At 41.4% G+C, this 20,240-nt stretch carries 20 protein-coding genes and 2 tRNA genes; 6 read left to right on the top strand and 16 right to left on the bottom strand.

The window, feature by feature from the left end; genetic code table 11:
• Nucleotides 1-31 precede the first annotated feature (31 nt).
• Together BUA79_RS01405 and trmB are read right to left on the bottom strand one after the other, a co-directional pair.
• Nucleotides 32-104, bottom strand: a tRNA-Lys gene (locus tag BUA79_RS01405).
• A 123-nt stretch (nucleotides 105-227) separates the two neighbouring features.
• Entirely contained in the window at nucleotides 228-872 is a 645-nt protein-coding gene (gene trmB, locus BUA79_RS01410) for a tRNA (guanosine(46)-N7)-methyltransferase TrmB (protein WP_073992579.1), read from the bottom strand.
• Between the two features lie 132 nt (nucleotides 873-1,004).
• On the opposite strand from trmB, the gene BUA79_RS01415 reads away from it, so the two are divergent.
• Complete coding sequence (locus BUA79_RS01415) at nucleotides 1,005-2,342, top strand: D-alanyl-D-alanine carboxypeptidase family protein (protein WP_073992580.1); 1,338 nt, start codon at nucleotides 1,005-1,007, stop codon at nucleotides 2,340-2,342.
• Between the two features lie 52 nt (nucleotides 2,343-2,394).
• Here the strand turns inward: BUA79_RS01415 and BUA79_RS01420 are convergent.
• From BUA79_RS01420 to rpmH, 14 genes are all read right to left on the bottom strand, one after another.
• Nucleotides 2,395-2,471 (bottom strand) — tRNA-Arg (locus BUA79_RS01420).
• Nucleotides 2,472-2,573: 102 nt separating this feature from the next.
• Complete coding sequence (locus BUA79_RS01425; protein WP_073992581.1) at nucleotides 2,574-3,455, bottom strand: DUF3881 family protein; 882 nt, start codon at nucleotides 3,453-3,455, stop codon at nucleotides 2,574-2,576.
• Nucleotides 3,456-3,464: 9 nt separating this feature from the next.
• Complete coding sequence (serS, locus tag BUA79_RS01430) at nucleotides 3,465-4,748, bottom strand: serine--tRNA ligase (RefSeq protein ID WP_073992582.1); 1,284 nt, start codon at nucleotides 4,746-4,748, stop codon at nucleotides 3,465-3,467.
• Between the two features lie 63 nt (nucleotides 4,749-4,811).
• Entirely contained in the window at nucleotides 4,812-5,324 is a 513-nt protein-coding gene (locus BUA79_RS01435) for a DUF4446 family protein (protein WP_073992583.1), read from the bottom strand.
• Nucleotides 5,325-5,345: 21 nt separating this feature from the next.
• Nucleotides 5,346-6,224 (bottom strand): ParB/RepB/Spo0J family partition protein, encoded by an 879-nt coding sequence (locus BUA79_RS01440; protein ID WP_073992584.1) that lies wholly within the window; start codon nucleotides 6,222-6,224, stop codon nucleotides 5,346-5,348.
• On the bottom strand, nucleotides 6,221-7,036 hold the full coding sequence (locus tag BUA79_RS01445; RefSeq protein ID WP_073992585.1) for a ParA family protein: 816 nt from the start codon (nucleotides 7,034-7,036) through the stop codon (nucleotides 6,221-6,223). Before BUA79_RS01445 ends, BUA79_RS01440 begins: the two co-directional genes overlap by 4 nt.
• Nucleotides 7,037-7,169: 133 nt before the next feature.
• The gene (gene rsmG / locus BUA79_RS01450; RefSeq protein WP_073992586.1) at nucleotides 7,170-7,892 is read right to left on the bottom strand and encodes a 16S rRNA (guanine(527)-N(7))-methyltransferase RsmG; all 723 of its coding nucleotides are present in this window, start codon (nucleotides 7,890-7,892) and stop codon (nucleotides 7,170-7,172) included.
• Nucleotides 7,893-7,902: 10 nt separating this feature from the next.
• On the bottom strand, nucleotides 7,903-9,783 hold the full coding sequence (mnmG, locus tag BUA79_RS01455; RefSeq protein ID WP_073992587.1) for a tRNA uridine-5-carboxymethylaminomethyl(34) synthesis enzyme MnmG: 1,881 nt from the start codon (nucleotides 9,781-9,783) through the stop codon (nucleotides 7,903-7,905).
• A gap of 19 nt (nucleotides 9,784-9,802) precedes the next feature.
• Nucleotides 9,803-11,182: a tRNA uridine-5-carboxymethylaminomethyl(34) synthesis GTPase MnmE gene (gene mnmE, locus BUA79_RS01460; protein WP_073992588.1), complete on the bottom strand. Its 1,380-nt coding sequence runs from the start codon at nucleotides 11,180-11,182 to the stop codon at nucleotides 9,803-9,805.
• Nucleotides 11,183-11,249: 67 nt separating this feature from the next.
• Nucleotides 11,250-11,876: an RNA-binding cell elongation regulator Jag/EloR gene (jag, locus tag BUA79_RS01465; RefSeq protein WP_073992589.1), complete on the bottom strand. Its 627-nt coding sequence runs from the start codon at nucleotides 11,874-11,876 to the stop codon at nucleotides 11,250-11,252.
• A gap of 15 nt (nucleotides 11,877-11,891) precedes the next feature.
• A complete protein-coding gene (locus BUA79_RS01470; protein WP_073992590.1) occupies nucleotides 11,892-12,962 on the bottom strand; it encodes a YidC/Oxa1 family membrane protein insertase in 1,071 nt (356 codons plus the stop codon).
• 17 nt (nucleotides 12,963-12,979) lie between these two features.
• Nucleotides 12,980-13,210, bottom strand: coding sequence for a membrane protein insertion efficiency factor YidD (yidD, locus tag BUA79_RS01475; protein WP_094757253.1), 231 nt, complete (start codon nucleotides 13,208-13,210; stop codon nucleotides 12,980-12,982).
• Between the two features lie 3 nt (nucleotides 13,211-13,213).
• Nucleotides 13,214-13,558, bottom strand: a complete 345-nt coding sequence (gene rnpA / locus BUA79_RS01480) for a ribonuclease P protein component (protein ID WP_073992592.1) — start codon at nucleotides 13,556-13,558, stop codon at nucleotides 13,214-13,216.
• Nucleotides 13,559-13,610: 52 nt separating this feature from the next.
• Nucleotides 13,611-13,745: a 50S ribosomal protein L34 gene (gene rpmH, locus BUA79_RS01485; RefSeq protein WP_073992593.1), complete on the bottom strand. Its 135-nt coding sequence runs from the start codon at nucleotides 13,743-13,745 to the stop codon at nucleotides 13,611-13,613.
• Between the two features lie 494 nt (nucleotides 13,746-14,239).
• Between rpmH and dnaA the strand changes: the two genes are divergently transcribed.
• The 5 genes from dnaA to gyrB all read left to right on the top strand — a co-directional run bounded on the left by dnaA (nucleotide 14,240) and on the right by gyrB (nucleotide 20,216).
• Complete coding sequence (gene dnaA / locus BUA79_RS01490) at nucleotides 14,240-15,601, top strand: chromosomal replication initiator protein DnaA (RefSeq protein ID WP_073992697.1); 1,362 nt, start codon at nucleotides 14,240-14,242, stop codon at nucleotides 15,599-15,601.
• A 265-nt stretch (nucleotides 15,602-15,866) separates the two neighbouring features.
• A complete protein-coding gene (dnaN, locus tag BUA79_RS01495; RefSeq protein ID WP_073992594.1) occupies nucleotides 15,867-16,970 on the top strand; it encodes a DNA polymerase III subunit beta in 1,104 nt (367 codons plus the stop codon).
• An 18-nt stretch (nucleotides 16,971-16,988) separates the two neighbouring features.
• A complete protein-coding gene (locus BUA79_RS01500; protein WP_073992595.1) occupies nucleotides 16,989-17,195 on the top strand; it encodes an RNA-binding S4 domain-containing protein in 207 nt (68 codons plus the stop codon).
• Nucleotides 17,195-18,274, top strand: coding sequence for a DNA replication/repair protein RecF (gene recF, locus BUA79_RS01505; protein ID WP_073992596.1), 1,080 nt, complete (start codon nucleotides 17,195-17,197; stop codon nucleotides 18,272-18,274). Before BUA79_RS01500 ends, recF begins: the two co-directional genes overlap by 1 nt.
• Before the next feature lie 22 nt (nucleotides 18,275-18,296).
• The gene (gene gyrB / locus BUA79_RS01510) at nucleotides 18,297-20,216 is read left to right on the top strand and encodes a DNA topoisomerase (ATP-hydrolyzing) subunit B (RefSeq protein ID WP_073992597.1); all 1,920 of its coding nucleotides are present in this window, start codon (nucleotides 18,297-18,299) and stop codon (nucleotides 20,214-20,216) included.
• Nucleotides 20,217-20,240: the final 24 nt, after the last annotated feature.

The raw sequence follows: 20,240 nt of genomic DNA on the forward strand, positions 1-20,240 counted from the left end.
TTCTTGCGCCTCCCAGGCTTAAACACTCGACTGCGCCTCCAGGGGATCGAACCCTGCACACCCTGATTAAGAGTCAGGTGCTCTACCAGATGAGCTAGAAGCGCTTATTTTTTTCACAACGTAAGTGCTATTATAATGTAATATTCCAGAAAATGCAAGAGTTTTTGTCCGGCATTTTCAAATAATTTCATGGCACCCAGATTTTTCATCCGGGTGCTCAATAATAATTATGCTTTTTTTCTTTCCGCAATGAGTTTACAGATGGGATGTCCAAGTCCGGAGAATTTCTCCTCGTATTCCGTCATCACATTTCCTTCATTCATAGCATCATTATGCAGGTCTTTTGTATAAGCGGTGATCTCGAAATTGGTCAAAGGTATCTGCTCCAGAGAAAAATCAAATAGGTCCATGTTATCGGTTTTAAATTCGATTCTGCCGTCCTTTCTGAGAATCCGGTCGTATCTGCCAAAGAACTCCTTGGATGTCAATCTTCTTTTTGCATGCCGGTCCTTTGGCCATGGATCAGAAAAATTCAGATAGATCCAGTCTACTTCCCCTTCGCCAAACACTGCTGCTATATCTTCCGCATCCATTCCGATGAAATACAGATTGTCCATCTTCATCTTTTCCCTTTTTTCAAGGGCACGGTATAAAACGCTGGCATATTTCTCTATTCCGACATAGTTGATTCCAGGATTCTGCTGGGCAAGCCGGGTGAGGAACCTGCCTTTTCCCATTCCGATCTCGATGTATAAGGGATTGCTGTTATTAAAGACCTCCCTCCATTTATTCCGGTATTCTTCCGGATTATTGATTACATAAGGGCTTTCCGCTATGGCTTCTTTCGAGCCCCGCACATTTCTTAATCGCATTTATTTTCTCCTATATTTTTTTATTATCATACATTATTTTTCTTGAATTAAAAAGCTTGTTTGTGGTGAATTTTTTGCGCAGACGTGGTATATTGTTAAATAGAAAAAATTTATATATGGGAGCTTATATCAATGAAAAAATTTATCACGGCCATTTCGGCCTTTATTATACTTTTCACATGCGTCTTTTCCTTTAATACCACGCAAATACTGGCGGCTTCTGAATCCTGGCCAGCCTATCCGGAAATCTTTGCGGAAACCGGTGTTGTAATCGAGGCTTCAACAGGGACGGTTCTCTATGATAAGGGTGCCCACAACCAGATGTATCCGGCCAGCATCACAAAAGTTCTGACCGCTCTCGTGGCTCTTCATAACTCCTCCTTAGATGAAACGGTCACATTTTCACACGATGCTGTCTTTTCACTTGAAATCGGCGATGCAAATATCGGTATGAAAGAGGGCGAGACACTGACGATGGAGGACTGCCTGTACGGACTTCTCCTTGCAAGCGCCAATGAAACTGCCAACGCCATTGCTGAGCACGTGGGCGGTTCAACCGATGGTTTTGCCAAAATGATGAATGAGACCGCCAAGGAAGCTGGTGCCCTGAATTCCCATTTCACTAACCCTTCCGGTCTTTTTGATGAAAATCATTATACCACAGCCTATGACATGGCAATGATAACAAGGGAAGCCATCAAGAACAGTTCTTTTTTAGAGATTGAAAAAAATACCACGCATACCGTGGGGGCCACAAATCTGACTGCCGAGGTACGCAACCTGACTAATCGGCACAAAATGCTATTTCCTTCAAATTCCGTGTATTATGAGGGAATATTGGGTGGAAAGACCGGCTACGTGGACCAGTCCGGAAATACCCTTATTACTTTCGCCCGACGAAACAATATGACCCTCATCAGCGTAGTCATGAGGTCTGACAGCTACCATGTGTACGAAGACACAACCAGCCTCCTTAATTATGGTTTTGATAACTTTACAAAGGCTAATGTATCCGAAAGTGAAACCTTGTTTTCAGATTCCCAAAGCAGCAGTTCTATCTTTAAATCTGACTACCCGGCCGTTTATATCGATTCCAAAGATAGCGTCGTATTTCCTTCCAACGCAGCGTTTTCGGACCTTACCGCAACGCTGTCCCTGGATAAAAACCCGGATGATGACCTGTATGCAACTCTGGAATACTCCTATGATGGAGTTAATGTGGGCTCCGCTTCCCTTAAAACCAATTCCCTCTTCGCAGGAAACATGGCCTTTACGCCTTTGCTCACGGAGGACGGAACGGCCACGGAAAAATCTGGCTCCTTTAATTTCAATGTCTGGCTGATTCCCGTTATCATAGTAGTGGTTGTTCTTGCCATCCTTTTCCAGAATTACCGCAGAAAGCTGGCCATGGCCAGAAAGAGAAAGCGGCTTCACAGAAAAAAATCAACTGATTCCTATAACAGATTTTAGAAAATATTAAAGCCGGAATTCCTTGTTATACAAGGTTTTCCGGCATTATTTGTGGTGTTCCCGAGGTGATTCGAACACCCGGCCTACCGCTTAGGAGGCGGTCGCTCTATCCAGCTGAGCTACGGAAACAATTATTTAAATATTTACTTCCCTTCGAATTGCGGAAATAAGTCTGATGTCATCTGAAACACATCATATATAATATCCTGAATCACTCTTAAAGTCAACAACTTATTCATTAAAATCAACAGTCCCCTGCAGCCAGATGGATCCCTTAAACCTTCTTCCCGGTTCCGGTTCTCCCAGTAAATCCTTTTTGTTTATCCCCACAGTAAAAAGCAATTCATTACAATTCAGGTGGATTTTATAGACTTCCTCCTTCGTCTCCGGACTTACTATGGATTTCACATCCACAATATCCGCCACAACCGTATACAGATCACACTCCACGCCATAAGGCATGAAGGAAGAATCGACGATAGAAAAAACGTCTTCTTTTAAGATCCTCCTTGATATTTTTGTATAGGTATCGATATCTTCGATTGTCAGGCTCTCCATCGCGTCCGGATCTCCGTTTTTGGCCGCTTTCAGAAGGTTTTTCCGGTTCTTTAATGCAACCTTGTCCTTCCGTTTATCGCTTTCCGTTTTCCTGATGGGAAGAAGTATCGTCCCATTCATGGAAAGAGCGGCGAACCTTACAGGATACCTCTTTTTCAGCTTTCTGCCTTCTTCTGAAAGATTTACATAATCCAGATTATTCTGCAGATAATATATTAAAGAAACCCCAACTCTCAGGTCCTCGCTTATACAGGAATGGGAGTTCTTGGAGATATGCTTTTCCACCACGACATCCTCGCCCGGTTGGGCATAATCCCCCATAATATATGGATAATAATATTCTATGTTGAATTCATCCTCTTCATCCATGTATCCGTGGACAATTATCCCCATGCCATCCATGAATTCCTTTTTGATCTCAACAATATTATCTCCGTTGCCCAGATGGATCATTCTTCTCTCGTCAGGATCTTTTATTACTTTTTCAATAAGTTTCCTGACTTCTTTTATATTTTGGATTTCTTTAAATCCGACGGCTCCTAAATAGCTATGCATTCATTACTCCTATATTTTTTCAATACGGGTCTTTCCCCCCATATATCCTCTTAGCACTTCAGGAATCACAATGCTTCCATCCGCCTGCTGAAAATTCTCCAGAATTGCAGCCGTTGTTCTGCCAATTGCCACTCCGCTTCCATTCAATGTGTGGACAAATTTCGCCTTATCCGTCACATTGTCCTTATATTTAATATTTGCCCTTCTTGCCTGGAAATCCTCAAAGTTGCTACAGCTGGATATTTCCACATATCTGTTGTAGCTGGGCATCCATACCTCTATATCATATTTTAAGGCTGCTGTGAATCCCAAATCACCCACACAGATTTTAACGACTCTGTATGGCAGACCCAGCATCTGTAACACAGCCTCTGCATCTCTGGTTAATTTCTCCAGTTCCTCATAAGAATCTTCGGGTCTTGTGAATTTGACCAGCTCCACCTTATTAAACTGATGCTGCCTGATCAGACCCCTGGTATCCCTGCCGGCTGACCCTGCCTCAGCCCTAAAGCAAGCCGTATATGCACAATGTTTGATGGGCAGCCTGTTGCCGTCCAATATCTGTTCTCTGTACATATTTGTGACGGGCACCTCCGCTGTCGGTACCAGGAAGTATTCTTTGCCATCACCTGTCACCTTATAGGCATCTTCCTCAAATTTGGGCAGCTGGCCGGTTCCCGTCATGCTCTCCCGGCTGACCATAAACGGCGGGAAAACCTCGGTATATCCGTGTTTTTCGTTATGTGTATCCAGAAAGAAATTCATTATGGATCTTTCAAGCCTTGCTCCCGCTCCCTTGTAGAAGGTGAATCTGGATCCACTGACTTTTGCGCCCGCTTCCGCATCAATGATGTCCAGATCTGAACCTAAGTCCCAATGGGGCTTGGGTTCAAAATCAAAACTGGTCGGTTCTCCCCATCTTCTGATTTCCACATTGTCTTCGTCCGTCTTACCAGGAGGAACGGTCTTGTTCGGAATATTTGGAATGGTGAGCATATAATTATTCAGTTCCAGTTCCGCATCATTGACCTGTCCGTTAAATTCCTTGATTTTATTGGAAAGTTCCTTCATTTCCTGCATCAGTACAGAGGTGTCTCTGCCTTCCTTTTTCATCAGTGGAACCTGTTTAGACGCCTTGTTCTGCTCATTTTTAAGCAGTTCGACCTCTGCCAGGAGTTTGCGGCGGTTCTCGTCCAGTTCCTTGAATTTATCTAAGTCGAAGTCTTCATTTCTTGAAGCCATCGCTTCTTTAACTTCTTCAAAATTATTTCTCAGTAATTTTATATCTAACATTTTTTTCCTCCAACCAATCACCATGGATCTGCCACACTTTAATACGACATTATAGCATGTATATTATTCGTTTACAATGGCTTTATTTATCGCTTCTTTTTCCTCATCCCCAAGAACAATATAGGACTCACCCCGGATAATCTCCTTGATATAGGTATAACAGCCTTCCCTGCTGTGCATGGATGTGAGGACAAAACCGGTATTGTTTTCGTCCAGAAGGGCAAGTGCAAAGCTCAGCTTTCCACCCATTTCATTAAAGGCATCGTATTTTACAATTGCTGCCTTCTGGTAAGAAATCCTGATTTTTTCTGATATTTCCTGAATCAGAGCGGTTTTGGATTCATTTTCTTTCTTCAGGTATTCCAGTTCCTCAAACCTGTTTTTTATAAGATCTTCCAGCGTTTCCGCATTTTTTCCCATTAAAAACCTGTCGTATCTTTTCTTGAGTTTATTTGTGGCCCTTAATGTAAGGATTGTAATAATCACCAGAATTATTACCAGTCCGAGCAATACAAAAATGTAAACGGCCGGATCCAGAGCATCCAGTCCCAATGAATCAAATATTTTACTGTTCATGTAAATTTCCCCTATGTCCTTTTAATTATCTATTTTCATGAGCATCTCCAGGATCCGGTCCAGATCCTCGTCCGAGTAATACTCTATTTCTATTTTACCTTTGCCTTTTGCTTTTTGGCTCAGCCGCACCTTGGTTCCAATTATATTTTCGATGCTTTTCTCAATATCCCTGAAAATGGGGTTGTTTGCCTTTTTCTCCGGGGCCTTCTGTTTCCCTGAAGTGAGTTTTTTGACAATCGCTTCTGTTTCCCGTACGCTCAGATCATGTTCAATGATTTTTAGGGCAACGTCATTTTGCTGCTTCGGATTATCGAGACCAAGAAGCGCCCTGGCGTGTCCTGTGGATAAACTTCCGGAAATCAGCTGCTGCTGTACATCCTCGGCCAGTTTCAAAAGACGCATGGTGTTGGTTATCAGAGATCTGCTCTTTGAAACCCTTTGGGCGATGTCCTCCTGTTTAAGTTCAAACTCATCAATCAATTTTTTATAAGCCTTCGCTTCCTCTATCGGATTCAGCTTTTCTCTTTGAATGTTCTCAATCAGGGAGATTTCGATGACTTCCCGGTCGTCATAGTCTTTAATAATGACGGGAACTTCCTTTAATCCGGCCATTTTGGCGGCTCTCCATCGGCGCTCACCGGCAATGATTTCATAATATTTGTCTTTTTTCAGTACCAGGATCGGCTGCAGAATTCCGTACAGCCGTATGGACTCCGAAAGTTCAGTCAGAGCATCCTTGTTGAATTCTTTCCTTGGCTGTTCCCTGTTTGGCTCTACCAGATTTGTACTGAGCATCAGAATCCCTTCATTTGATTCCGATGAAAATGCCTTGTCTTCAACAATCTCCGGTATGAGAGAGTCTAATCCCTTTCCAAGCCCGGTTTTCCTTGTCTTATTCATCTCCCTTTTTTCCTTCCTCTTTCGGTGTACTCCTGCACTTCATCTGGTTCCATCTCCTTTTTTATGACTTCATCCGCAAGATTTCTATAACTTTCAGCACCAACCGACTTCGTATCATACAGATTTATGGGCAGACCATGACTGGGCGCCTCCGCCAGCCTAACGTTCCTTGGAATGATAGTCTTGTATATATTCTGTCTTAGATTTGACTTTACATTTTCTACCACTTCCAGAGAAAGATTTGTGCGGGCATCATACATGGTAAATACGACCCCTTCAATTTTCAATTCCGGATTCAGTCTTTGCTTTACAAGGTTTATTGTGTGAACAAGCTGGGTCAGTCCCTCCAGAGCGTAATACTCGCATTGAATGGGAACCAGCACCGCATCAGCCGTAGTCATGGCATTCACGGTCAGAATATTCAGGGAGGGGGGGCAGTCAATTATGATAAAATCATATTCTTCCTTGATTTTATCGATATTCTTCTTCAGTATGAACTCCCTGCCCTCCACGCCGATCAGGTCGATTTCCGCTCCGGACAGATTGACATTAGAGGGAAGAAGTGACAAGTTTTCAATCACATTCTGGATTATACACTCCTCCAGAGTGGCTTCTCCCAGCAGGAAATGGTATATGGTTTTGGCCAGATTGTTCTTGTCGACACCCAGTCCGCTTGTAGTGTTTCCCTGTGGATCCGTGTCGATGGTAAGGACTTTCTTGCCTCTTTCAGCCAGGCAGGCAGAAAGGTTGATGGCTGTTGTTGTCTTTCCCACCCCGCCCTTTTGATTGGCTACTGCGATTATTCTTCCCATTTCTTCCCCCTTAAATTTTTTTCCATTATATCACCTATCTGTTTCAATATCTACAAACAATTAGTAAAATGTTTCACGTGAAACATTTTAGATTTACAAAAAAACAGAAGAATGTTTCACGTGAAACATTCTTCTAGGTCAATGGCTTTTTTGCCGGCATTCCGGGCTTTCTCGGATATTTTTCCGGAGTCTTTCCGGTCTTTTTTATAACCAGCAGGGTTCTTTTGATTTCCGAATCTGGCAAGTCAAAAGAAGTGATACTTTCCACTCTTCCACCCAGCAGTGCAATCGGGTGCTCTGCACCTTTTACTTCATCCTGGATCTCACCTGCTTTATATGACACAAAAACACCATTTTCTTCCACAAAGGGCAGGCAGTACTCCGAAAGAACCGCCAGGTTTGATACGGCTCGTGACACGCACATATCATACCTTTCCCTATATTGGGGGTCCTGACCCATTTCCTCCGCCCTTCCATGGACGGCGGAAATGTCCCTCAAATCCAAGGCTTCGATAACTTCTGTGAGAAATCCAACCCTCTTACTTAGGGAATCCATGAGTGTTACGGAAATCTGAGGAAAAACGATTTTTATGGGTATTCCCGGAAATCCGGCCCCCGTCCCTACATCAATGACTGATTTTACGCCATTCATATTGACAGCCTTTACACAGGAAAGACTATCCACAAAATGTTTCAAAATCACTTCGTCAAAATCCGTGATGGAGGTCAGGTTCATAACTTTGTTCTTTTCAATCAGCAATTCGTAATACTTGACGAACTGTTCCATCTGGGAATCCGATAAAGAAACATTCATTTTCTCCAGCCTGTTTGCAAAATCCTGAAGATTGTATTTCATTATAGGACCTCTACTTTCTACGAATATTTTCAATTGCCACAAGCAAGACGGCTATGTCCGCAGGCGAAACGCCGGAGATTCTTCCTGCCTGCCCAATAGATGCCGGTCTGTACAGGGTCAGTTTCTGACGTGCTTCCTTCCGCAATCCCTCTATGGAATCATAGTCCAGATCGGGTTCGATTTTCCGGTTTTCCAGCTTCTTGAACTGTTCTACCTGCCTCATCTGCCGCTGTATATATCCGTTATATTTAATATTTATGTTAATCTGTTCGACTATATCGTCAGCAACTGGAAGTCTCTCCGGGTCAAACTCGGCCAGCATTTCATAAGTCAGTTCCGGGCGACGGATCAATTCAGCCAGGGAAGATCCTGTTTTGAGAAGGGAGCTTCTATTCTTTTCGAGAAATTCCTGCACTTGGCTGTTCGCTCCCACTGGGGTGTTTTCCAGCCGCAAGAGCTCCTTTTCAATCAGTCTCTCTTTTTCAACTAATTTCTGGTACCTCTCCTGGTTGATGAGTCCCGTTTCAAACCCGATCTTTGTAAGACGAATGTCCGCATTGTCCTGGCGGAGCAGCAGTCTGTATTCTGCTCGGGATGTCATCATTCTATAGGGTTCATGGCTTTCCTTGGTGACAAGATCGTCGATCAGCACCCCGATATAAGCCTGGGAACGGTCCAAAACAAGCTGTTCCCTGCCCTGGATTTTCAGAGCTGCATTGATTCCTGCAATCAGACCCTGGGCAGCGGCCTCTTCATAACCGGAGCTTCCATTAAACTGACCGGCACTGTATAATCCTTCGATTTCCTTGAACTCGAGAGTCGCATAAAGCTGTCTTCCATCTATGCAATCGTATTCGATTGCGTAGGCGTTCCGGACTATTTTCGCATTTTCAAGTCCGGCTACCGTCCGGTACATCTCCTGCTGTACATCCTCCGGCATGGAACTGGACATGCCTCCAAGATACATTTCATTTGTATAATTGCCTTCCGGTTCTATGAATACCTGATGGCGGTTTTTGTCCTGGAACTTCACGACCTTATCTTCGATAGAAGGACAGTATCTGGGGCCCGTTCCTTCGATTTCACCGGAAAACAGGGGGGATCTGTCCAGATTCTTTCGAATGATATGATGGGTCTGCTCATTTGTATAGGTAAGCCAGCAGGAAACCTGTTGCTTCTGGACAGATTCGGGATCTGTCGTGAAGGAAAACGGCACCACCCGTTTGTCCCCAAACTGCTCTTCCATTTTAGAGAAATCTATGCTGCGCCTGTCAATCCTGGCAGGCGTCCCTGTTTTAAACCTTCTGATTTCTATACCTGCCTGCTTTAGTGATGCAGTCAGAAAATTGGCTGCCTGCAGACCGTTCGGTCCCGTCGGGCTGCTTACATCCCCAAATATACATCTGGCTTTCAAATAGGTTCCGGTGGCCAAAATCACGGCTTTGGCATAATATTCTGCTCCAGAATAGGCTTTTGCGCCTATTATTTTTCCTTCTTCCACCATGATTTCCGTAATTTCGCCCTGCCGGATAGTCAGTCCATCCGTATTTTCAAGAACTTTACGCATTTCCCTGGTATAGTCCTGTTTATCTGCCTGTGCTCTTAGAGAATGGACAGCAGGTCCCTTGGACTTATTCAGCATCTTTGACTGTATAAATGTCTTGTCGGTATTTCTGCCCATCTCACCGCCTAACGCATCTATTTCCCGCACGAGGTGTCCCTTGGACGATCCTCCGATATTGGGGTTGCATGGCATTAAAGCTATGCTTTCAATGCTGACGGTAAAAATGATTGTATTCATCCCAAGCCTTGCGCTCGCAAGTGCCGCCTCGCAGCCGGCATGGCCCGCTCCGACCACAAGGACATCGTAATATTCTTTAATATTTGCCACTTTCTATGCCTCCATCCGACTATTTCCCCATACAGAACTTACAGAATATCTCATCTACCAAATCTTCATCAACGGATTCTCCGATGATGCGCCCCAGCTCCCCATAGGCATTCATAAGGTCAACACAATAGAAGTCCTCAGGCATTTTTTTCTTAATACTTTCTTCTACCATTTTCAGGCTCTCGTATGCCAGAGATATGGCTTCCTTATGTCTGACATTTGTTATGAAGACCTGATTATTAAAGGATATTTCTCCCTGGTAAAACATCTCGTTTATGGTGTCTGCAAATTTTTCTATGCCGATATTTTCTTTTGCGGATACTTCCAATACATTGCTATTGGTTAATTCTTCCATTTCGCATTTGGTGACTTTCGTTTCCAGATCGGATTTATTCAGAAGCACGATCGATTTTTTCTCCCGGATCAATCCGGCTATCTCCATATCATCTGCATCCAGCTCCCTGGAAGCGTCCACGACAAATACTACGAGATCTGCTTCCCTCGCATTCTCTTTTGCCCTGGATACTCCAATTTTTTCGATGACATCCTCAGTATTTCGGATGCCGGCTGTGTCTACGATATTTAGGCTTATGTCTTTTATCCGAATTTTCTCTTCCAGCGTATCCCGTGTCGTTCCTGCGATATCCGTTACAATGGCTCTTTCGCTCCCTACCAGAACATTCAGAAGTGAGGATTTTCCCACATTCGGTTTCCCAAGTATGACAGTCCGTATTCCTTCACTAAGAATTCTGCCATTATCAGCATTTGCCAGAAGTTCTTCCATATCTGCGCATACTTTTTCAATTACAGGACTCAAAGTATCACCATAATTATCCAGTTCCATGTGTTCCGGATCATCCAGCGCAGCTTCGATATAAGCCACATGGTAAAGAATTTCTCCCCTTATGCTCCTGATTTTTTCAGAAACACTTCCTCTAAGCTGAGAAACCGAACTGCTCATGGCAAATTCATTTTCCGCGTTGATCAAATCCATCACGGCTTCTGCCTGCGCAAGATCAATTCTTCCATTTAAAAATGCCCTTTTGGTAAACTCTCCCGGATCTGCACTTCTGGCTCCGCTTTTCAGTACAAGTTCAAGAATTTTCTTTGTTACAAGCACACCGCCGTGGCAATCTATTTCAACAGTATTCTCCCTGGTATAGGTATGTGGTGCCTTCATTACCAGCACTAGAACTTCGTCAAGGATATCATCTTCATTCATGATAAATCCATAATGGATTGTATGGGAAGGGACTTCCGCCATTTTCTTGCTCTTTTTTATCGGTTTGAATATCCTGTCAATGACAGAAAATGCATCATCCCCACTAATCCTTACTATTCCTATTCCCGAACTATACATCGCCGTTGATATACCGGCAATTGTCTCTGTTTTATTCATATTAGATCTATTCTCCATAATATTGAAATACCCTGAACACAAAAAGCTGTCCAAGGTATTTAATGAATTACTTCTTAAGAATGACAACAACCCGTCTGTTCGGTTCTTCGCCTTCACTTTTCGTTGTGACATATTTGTCATTTTGTAAAGCGGAATGGATGACCCTTCTTTCGTAGGGATTCATCGGCTCCAGTTTTACCGGACGTCCGGATCTCTTCACCTTTGCCCCGATATTATAGGCAAGGCTTTCAAGTGTTTTCTTTCTTCTTTCCCTGTAGTTTTCTGTATCAAGCTTCACCCTCAGGTACGCGGTGCTTTTTTTATTTACTACAAGGCTTAATAAGTATTGGAGCGAGTCAAGAGTCTGGCCTCTTTTTCCAATAAGAACCCCCATGTCATCTCCGGAAAGCTCTACGTTCAGGACTTTTTCATCATAATCCGCCTTTGCATTGATAACGACTTCCATGCCCATAGTGATGAACACATTTTTCAAAAATTCAACCGCTATATCTTCCACGGTTTCAATTTTTCTGATTCGGATCTTTGCTTTCTTGCTGTTGAAAAGTCCTAATATTCCGCTGCTCCCTTTTTCGATTACATCATATTCAATCTTGTCACTGGTTGTACCCAGTCTTATGAGAGCTTCAGTAAGGGCTTCGTCAACGGATTTTCCTTCAACCTCTATATACTCCATAACTACATCTCCTACTTATTTTTTATTTTTGTCATTAAAGTCTTTTACCATATTTGCTTTGGATGCAAGGTTTCCGGATGTAGAAGTTCCGGATGTTCTGGTATTTTTTGATTTTTTGGTTTCTGTAGTATTTGTATTAGTAGTAGTAGTTTCGTTTTTTTCGATATCTTTTGGTGCTGGAATATTTCTTGTATTATATCTGGATGCATCGGCAACCGTCTTTGAAGAAATACCCTTCTTTTCATTTTTTTTCTTTTGTTTTACCACATTTTTCGAAATGATATCCTTGATATCGATTTTTTCAAAATACTTATTGACGCCTAACTGTGAAATAACCTGGAACACACTGCTGGCTACCCAGTACAGACCGACGCCGGCAGGCATGGTAAAGCAGAAAAAGGTTGAAACAAGCGGCATCGTGAAAGTCATCGTCTTCATGGAAGTAGCCATCGGATTCTCTTCTCCATTGACCGAAGGAGTAACCATATTCATACTTCTTGTACTTAAAAACTGCGCAAATCCGGCAATCAGAGGAATAAGTACCGCATAAATAATCCGTCCGTCGCCTGTTATCAGCTCCCATGGAGAGGAACTGAGGTTCATTCCCATGAATGTATTTACCTTCAGCATCTGCACATCGGTCAGTTCACGGAAACTCGGGACATACTTTGTAATATCCATGATAACATAATACAATGAAAACAATATCGGCATCTGTATAACAAGCTGGAGACATCCTCCTGTTGGAGAAGTGCCGTATCTTGCATATACCAGTTTCGTTTCTTCCTGCATTCTGCCAACAGATTCGGCATCCTTTTTGTTTTTATATTTTTTCTGAATCGCCTGAATTTCAGGATTCATTATCGCCGATATTTTCGAAAACTTCTGTTGTCTGAATGTTAACGGCAGCAATATCGCCTTTACAACAAACGTAAATACAATAATGCACAGACCCGCATTTGCTATACCGATGGACTCAAAAAATATATATATCCAGTTCATCAGATAACCTAAAATGTTTGCCAGCCAGCTCAATATATCCCCTATAATAGGGACATTGCTGCAGCTTGCAACTAAATTGATCATTCTGTATCCTCCTAGTTTTAAGGAACCGGGTCACATCCACCCTTTGAAAATGGATTGCACCTCAATATTCTCTTGAGGGCCAAGTACGTTCCTTTAATAATTCCATGTCTTTCTAAGGCTTCAATTGCATATTCCGAGCATGTAGGAATATATCTGCAATGTGTTGTCGTTTTCAAAGGTGATAAGTATTTTCTATAAAAAACAATGGCTTTTATCATCCCTGTTCTGATGATGATTGAACTTTTCATAATTTAAATGCCTTCTTCTAAAATTTCGTGCAACTTACTCAGATGCAGCAATGCACTTTCAATTTCTCTGTAAGTCTTATCCTTTGCACCAACTCTCGCAACCACAACAATATTCAGACCACTCTTAAATCTTTTAATATTTAGTCTGTAGCTCTCACGAATAAGCCTGGTAACCCTGTGCCTGATTACACTATTACCGACTTTTTTACTAACTGATATTCCTATACGATTATATTCCAGATTATTTTCTACCACGTACATGACTAAATATTTATTTGCATAGGATTTTCCATTCTCATATACAAACCTGAATTCATTATTTTTTTTTAATGAAATAGAACTTTTCATTCCCGCTCCGGTGAATTATGCCAATCAGAAGAAAAGACCACAATACTGCGGTCTACGCTGATAAACGCTTTCTTCCTTTTTCTCTTCTTGCTGCTATTACTTTTCTACCGCCTACAGTGCTCATGCGAGCTCTGAAACCGTGTACTTTTGCTCTTGATCTCTTTTTTGGCTGAAATGTCATTTTCATATCGAATTCACCTCCTTATATCTGAAGATATCATTTTCAATTATATTGACAAAGGTATAATTAGTCAAGCATTTTCTCTTAAGGCTTATCCTTCCTGGAGAAGCCCTAAAAGATATCCACAGTTTCAAGATTGACATAATGTGGTTGTCAAGATTGACATAATGTTATCCACATTTTGTGGATAACATGTGTATAACTCCGTATATTCAGAGGATTTATGCTCTAGTTATTCACGCGGTTACGGAAACGCAAGGATTTTTTCATTCATAGTTATTCACATCATTATATACTTTCTGCAAAATTATTGTAAACTTATTTTCTATAATTACACATCATTTCCACAGGTAATGCCTAAATTCCTGTCTAATAATTGTCATTGAAAATTTCATTGAATTAGTATACTATATAAGAAAGGATTTGAATTGAATCAGCAGATAACTCTGCTGATATATTTAAGTTGTCTTATAGGAACGGATAGGGAGATTTAAATGATTATGTTAGACTTAGTAAAAGATAAATGGAATGATATCCTGGAGAATCTCAAGCAGGAACACGATATTTCCGATGTTTCATTCAAGACCTGGCTTCTGCCGCTGGAAGTGCATTCCGTTGAAGCGAATCTGCTTAAGATTCTGGTTCCGGAAGAAAACATGGGCCTTCAATATATTAAGAAGAAATATTATATACCTCTTAAAGTATCCATTGAAGAAATAACCGGACTGGAACTGGATATCGACTTTATCCTTCCTTATCAGGTTACAGACAATAAACCGGCACCGGCGCCGAATAATTATAATTCCGGCATTAAGGCGAATGCCGGAATTAATTTAAATCCACGGTATACGTTTGACACATTCGTCGTGGGAGAAAATAACAATCTGGCGCATGCAGCATCACTGGCTGTTTCCGAATCTCCAGGCATGGTATATAATCCCCTGTTCATATATGGGGGAGTAGGGTTGGGGAAAACCCATCTTATGCATTCCATTGCTCATTTCATTTTACAAAAGAATCCCTCTGCCAAGGTATTATATGTTACCAGTGAGGCTTTTACAAATGAGCTGATTGAGGCCATTCGTAACGAAAATCAGTCCGCAAATACGGAATTCCGGAATAAGTACAGGAATATCGATGTTCTGCTTATCGATGATATCCAGTTTATAATAGGAAAAGAAAGCACTCAGCAGGAATTTTTCCATACATTTAATACACTTCATGAAAACAAAAAACAGATCATCATATCTTCCGACAAACCGCCAAAAGAGATTGAAACATTGGAAGAGCGACTCCGTTCCCGTTTTGAATGGGGTCTTACTGTTGACGTCCAGCCTCCTAATTATGAAACACGAATGGCTATACTCAGGAAAAAGCAGGAAATGGAGGGGCTCGTCATTGATGACGATGTAATAAAATATATTGCTTCCAATGTAAAATCAAATATCAGGGAACTAGAAGGCGCATTAACAAAAATCGTCGCCTACTCCAAGCTTTCAACCAGTACCATTGATATTTCTTTTGCAGAAACAGTGTTAAAGGATCTTATATCCCCGGATGACGGACATAAAGAAATCACACCGCAGTTCATTATTGACACGGTGGCCGATCATTTCAATCTGACACCTGCCATCCTTTCTTCTAAAAAGAAAAATCAAGAGATTGTTTTTCCACGGCAGCTGTCCATGTACCTCTGCAGAGATCTTACAGATGCTTCTCTCTCAACAATTGGTACCATACTTGGCAAAAGAGATCATACCACCGTCATTCACGGAATAGATAAAATCACAAAAGAAGCTGAGACCAACGAGTCCCTTCAGAACGTACTGGATGTCCTTAAAAAGAAGATAAATCCGTCCTGATTTTTTTATTCACGTGTAATCAACTTTATCGCATTTTATGCTGTGGATAAAACATTTATAACTTTTTATTAAATTTTCCATTGTTAATAACTGGGGATTTTTACAAAAATCAAAATATCTTATTCACATAGTTTTCCCAGCCGTTTTTCCCCGTGTTGTTATGGGGATTTAACACTTTTAAACATTTCTACACCCCCTACGGCTATTACGACTAAAATCAATAACATTTTTATATATGATTCGCGTTGAAAGGAGTTATTCACAAATGAAAATCACATGTACAAAATCTGATTTATTAAACGGGGTAAATATTGTCCTTAAAGCGGTTCCCTCCAGAACAACAATGACAATACTGGAATGTATTCTGATTGATGCCTGCTCGGATAATATTAAACTTATTTCTAATGATATGGAACTTGGCATTGAAACGATGCTTTTCGGAGAGGTCAGCAGAAATGGAATGATTGCCGTAAATGCAAAAATATTTTCAGAAATAGTGAGAAAACTTCCGGACAGTATGGTAACGATTGAAACAGACGACAATTATCAGACGACAATCCGGTGTGAGAATGTAGTCTTTACCATCGCCGGAAAGAGAGGAGAAGATTTTTCATTTCTTCCGGATATTGACAGGACGAAAAGCCTTACGTTATCTCAGTTTTCGCTAAAGGAAGTAATCAGACAGACAATTTTTTCAATTTCTGATAATGACAATAATAAAATAATGACTGGGGAACTATTTGAGATAGATGAAAACATCTTGAAAGTAATATCCCTGGACGGACACAGAATATCCATCCGTAAGATTGAGCTGGATACTTCTTATGAAAAAACGAAGGTGATTGTTCCTGGAAAAAGCCTCATGGAAGTGAGCAAGATATTGTCAGGGGAAGCGAAAGATGAAGTGAATATCTTCATGACAAAGAACCACATACTTTTCGAATTCGACAGTACAAAAGTTGTTACCAGACTCATAGAAGGCGAATACTTCAAGATTGACCAGATGCTGTCCGGAGATTACGAAACAAAATTGAAAGTAAATAAAAAGGAACTGTATGAATGCCTGGAAAGAGGAGCCCTTCTTATTCGAGAAGGAGATAAAAAACCAGTCATCATCAATATCAGAGACAACACCATGGAAATAAACATTAATTCCGTGGCAGGAACTATGCATGAAGAAGCAGAGATTTCCAAACAGGGAAAGGACATAATGATAGGTTTCAATCCCAAATTCCTGATGGATGCATTACGTGTTATCGATGACGAGGAAGTGAGTTTATACATGGTCAATCCGAAAGCTCCCTGTTATATAAAGAATGAAGAGGAATCATATATATATCTGATATTGCCGGTTAATTTCATAGCATAGCCGAAGAATGGAGAAAGAATGGAAATCATTAAATTAAGAGAAGACTATATTAAACTGGGTCAGGCGCTGAAAGCAGCGGGAGCCGCATCCAGCGGAGTAGAGGCAAAAATGATGATACAGGACGGTCTTGTAAAAGTGAATGGAGCCGTGGAAATGCAGAGGGGAAAAAAACTGAAAGCCGGCGATGTAATTACCTGTGGGGATGAGGAAATACAAATACAATAATGATCATTGAATCTATAGAAATCAAAAATTATAGAAATTATGAATCTGAAAAGATAATTCTGGATAAAGAAAAGAATATTTTCTACGGAGCCAATGCGCAAGGTAAGACAAATATTCTGGAGTCTTTATATTATTGTGCCATGGGAAGATCACACCGGGGAAGCAAGGATAATGAGATTATCCGCTTCGGTCAGGAAGAGGCCCATATAAAAATGTTTCTGCTTAAAAAGGATCTTAAGTACAGGATAGATATCCATTTTAAAAAGAACAACAGAAAAGGAATAGCTATAAACGGAATTCCGATTAAAAAGACCAGTGATCTTTTCGGAATACTGACAGCGGTAATTTTTTCCCCGGAGGATCTGAATATTATAAAAAGGGGACCGTCTGAAAGAAGAAGATTTATAGATATGGAATTGTGCCAGATAGACAAGACATATGTCTATAACCTGGTCAATTATAACAAGATAATAATGAACCGGAATAAACTCCTGAAGGAATGCAATAACAAAAGGGAATTACAGGAGATGCTGGATATCTGGGACATGCAGCTGGCCGCTTATGGAAGGAAAGTATCTGTAAGAAGAAAAGAATTCATTGATGTTATTAATGGGATTGTATTAGATATACACAGGGAAATTACACATAATGACGAGATATTCAGTCTTACTTATGAGCCGGATACGCCGGTAGAGAGACTGGCTGAAGAAATAGCGAGAAATAGGGAAAAAGATATCCGATATAAAAGTACGTCCACAGGTCCGCACAGGGACGATATAGGGTTTTTTATAGGAAATCTGGATATAAAGAAATACGGAAGTCAGGGTCAGCAGCGCACCTGTGCCCTATCTTTAAAACTTTCCGAGATTGAAGTGTTCAAAAAGCTGACAGGAGACACGCCGGTATTGCTTTTGGATGATGTTCTGTCTGAATTGGATAACAGCAGGCAGACACATTTACTTAAAAGTTTGAATAACATACAGACGGTAATAACTTGTACGGGTCTGGATGACTATATAAATAAAAATTTTGGATTGAACAGAATATTAAAAGTTGATGATGGTAGGATATCAGAGTAACGCTTCTGAAAGGAGAAACATAATGAAAGCCAGTAAGGGATATGATGCAAACAATATACAGATACTAGAGGGGTTGGAAGCAGTAAGAAAAAGGCCGGGAATGTACATCGGCAGCACCTCTTCAAAAGGGCTCCATCATTTGGTATATGAAATTGTAGATAATGCCGTAGATGAGGCACTTGCAGGATATTGTTCAGAAATATCGGTCTGCATTAATTCTGATAATTCCGTTACTGTTACGGACAATGGGCGTGGAATTCCCGTGGGTATAAATAAAAAAGCCGGCATCCCAGCCGTTGAGGTTGTATTTACCATTCTGCATGCTGGCGGAAAATTCGGTGGCGGCGGATACAAGGTATCCGGAGGTCTGCACGGAGTTGGCGCATCGGTTGTCAATGCTCTTTCAGACTATCTGGAAGTAAATGTTTATAATGACGGAAAAATATACAGCCAGAAATATGCCAAGGGAGTTCCGCAGACAAAACTTGAGATAGTGGGAGACTGCCCGCCGGATAAAACCGGAACAGCGGTAACCTTTTTACCGGATAAGGAAATATTTGAAGAGACGGTGTATGAGTTTGAAGTTTTAGAACGGCGTATGAGGGAAATGGCCTTCCTTACGAAAAACCTGAAGATTATATTGAAGGATGACAGGGAAGAGAAAAGGGAGAAGGTGTTCCATTACGAGGGAGGAATCAAGGAATTCGTATCCTACCTGAATAAAGGAAAAACACCTCTTTACAGCGATGTCATATATTTTGAGGATATGAGGGAAAAGGTCTATGTGGAGATTGCCCTGCAGCATAATGATTCTTACACTGAAAGCATTTATACATTCGTAAACAATATAAATACACCGGAGGGCGGCACCCATCTGGAAGGTTTAAAGAGGGCGTTGACAAAAAACATAAATGACTATGCCCGCAAGAATAAACTTTTAAGGGATAGTGAAACCAATTTATCCGGTGAGGATATAAGGGAAGGGCTTACCGCTATTGTAAGCATAAAACTTGAAAATCCCCAGTTTGAAGGACAGACGAAACAGAAGCTTGGAAACAGCGAAGCCAGGGCTGCCGTTGAAGGAATTGTCAATGAAAAGCTGACGTATTTTCTGGAACAGAATCCTTCGGTAGCAAAAAACATATGTGAAAAATCCATTCTTGCACAGCGGGCAAGAGATGCGGCCAGAAAAGCAAGAGATCTGACCAGAAGAAAAACAGCTCTGGAAAGCAGCAGCCTTCCTGGAAAACTTTCGGATTGTTCCGATAAGGATCCGAAAAACTGCGAGATCTTTATTGTGGAGGGAGATTCCGCCGGAGGTTCCGCCAAAACAGCCAGATACAGGGCAACCCAGGCAATTCTTCCTTTAAGGGGAAAAATCCTGAATGTTGAGAAAGCCCGTCTGGACAGAATTTTGGGAAATGCGGAAATCAAAGCCATGATCACGGCCTTCGGAACTGGAATCCATGAGGATTTTGATGTTTCCAAATTAAGGTATCATAAGATAATCATTATGACGGATGCGGACGTGGATGGTGCGCATATAAGCACACTTCTTCTGACGTTCTTTTACAGATTCATGCCGGAACTTATAAAGCAGGGATACGTTTACCTGGCTAAACCTCCTTTATATCAGATTTCCAAAAACAAGAAAAATCACTATGCGTATTCGGATGAAGAATTAAACCAGATACTCGTGGAAATCGGCAGGGACGGCAATAACAAGATTCAGCGTTATAAAGGACTTGGAGAGATGGATGCCATTCAGCTTTGGGAAACCACCATGGACCCGAAGACCAGAATATTAGAAAAAATATCCATAGATGGAGAAGATATGGCGGAAGTCGACCTGACATTCACGACTCTTATGGGAGATCAGGTAGAACCAAGAAGGGAATTCATCGAAAAGAACGCAAAATACGTTAAGAATCTTGATGTGTAGGAGAATTAGTTGGAGGAGAATCAA

It is taken from the genome of Parasporobacterium paucivorans DSM 15970 (assembly GCF_900141895.1).
In the GTDB taxonomy this organism is placed as follows: Bacteria; Bacillota; Clostridia; order Lachnospirales; family Lachnospiraceae; genus Parasporobacterium; species Parasporobacterium paucivorans.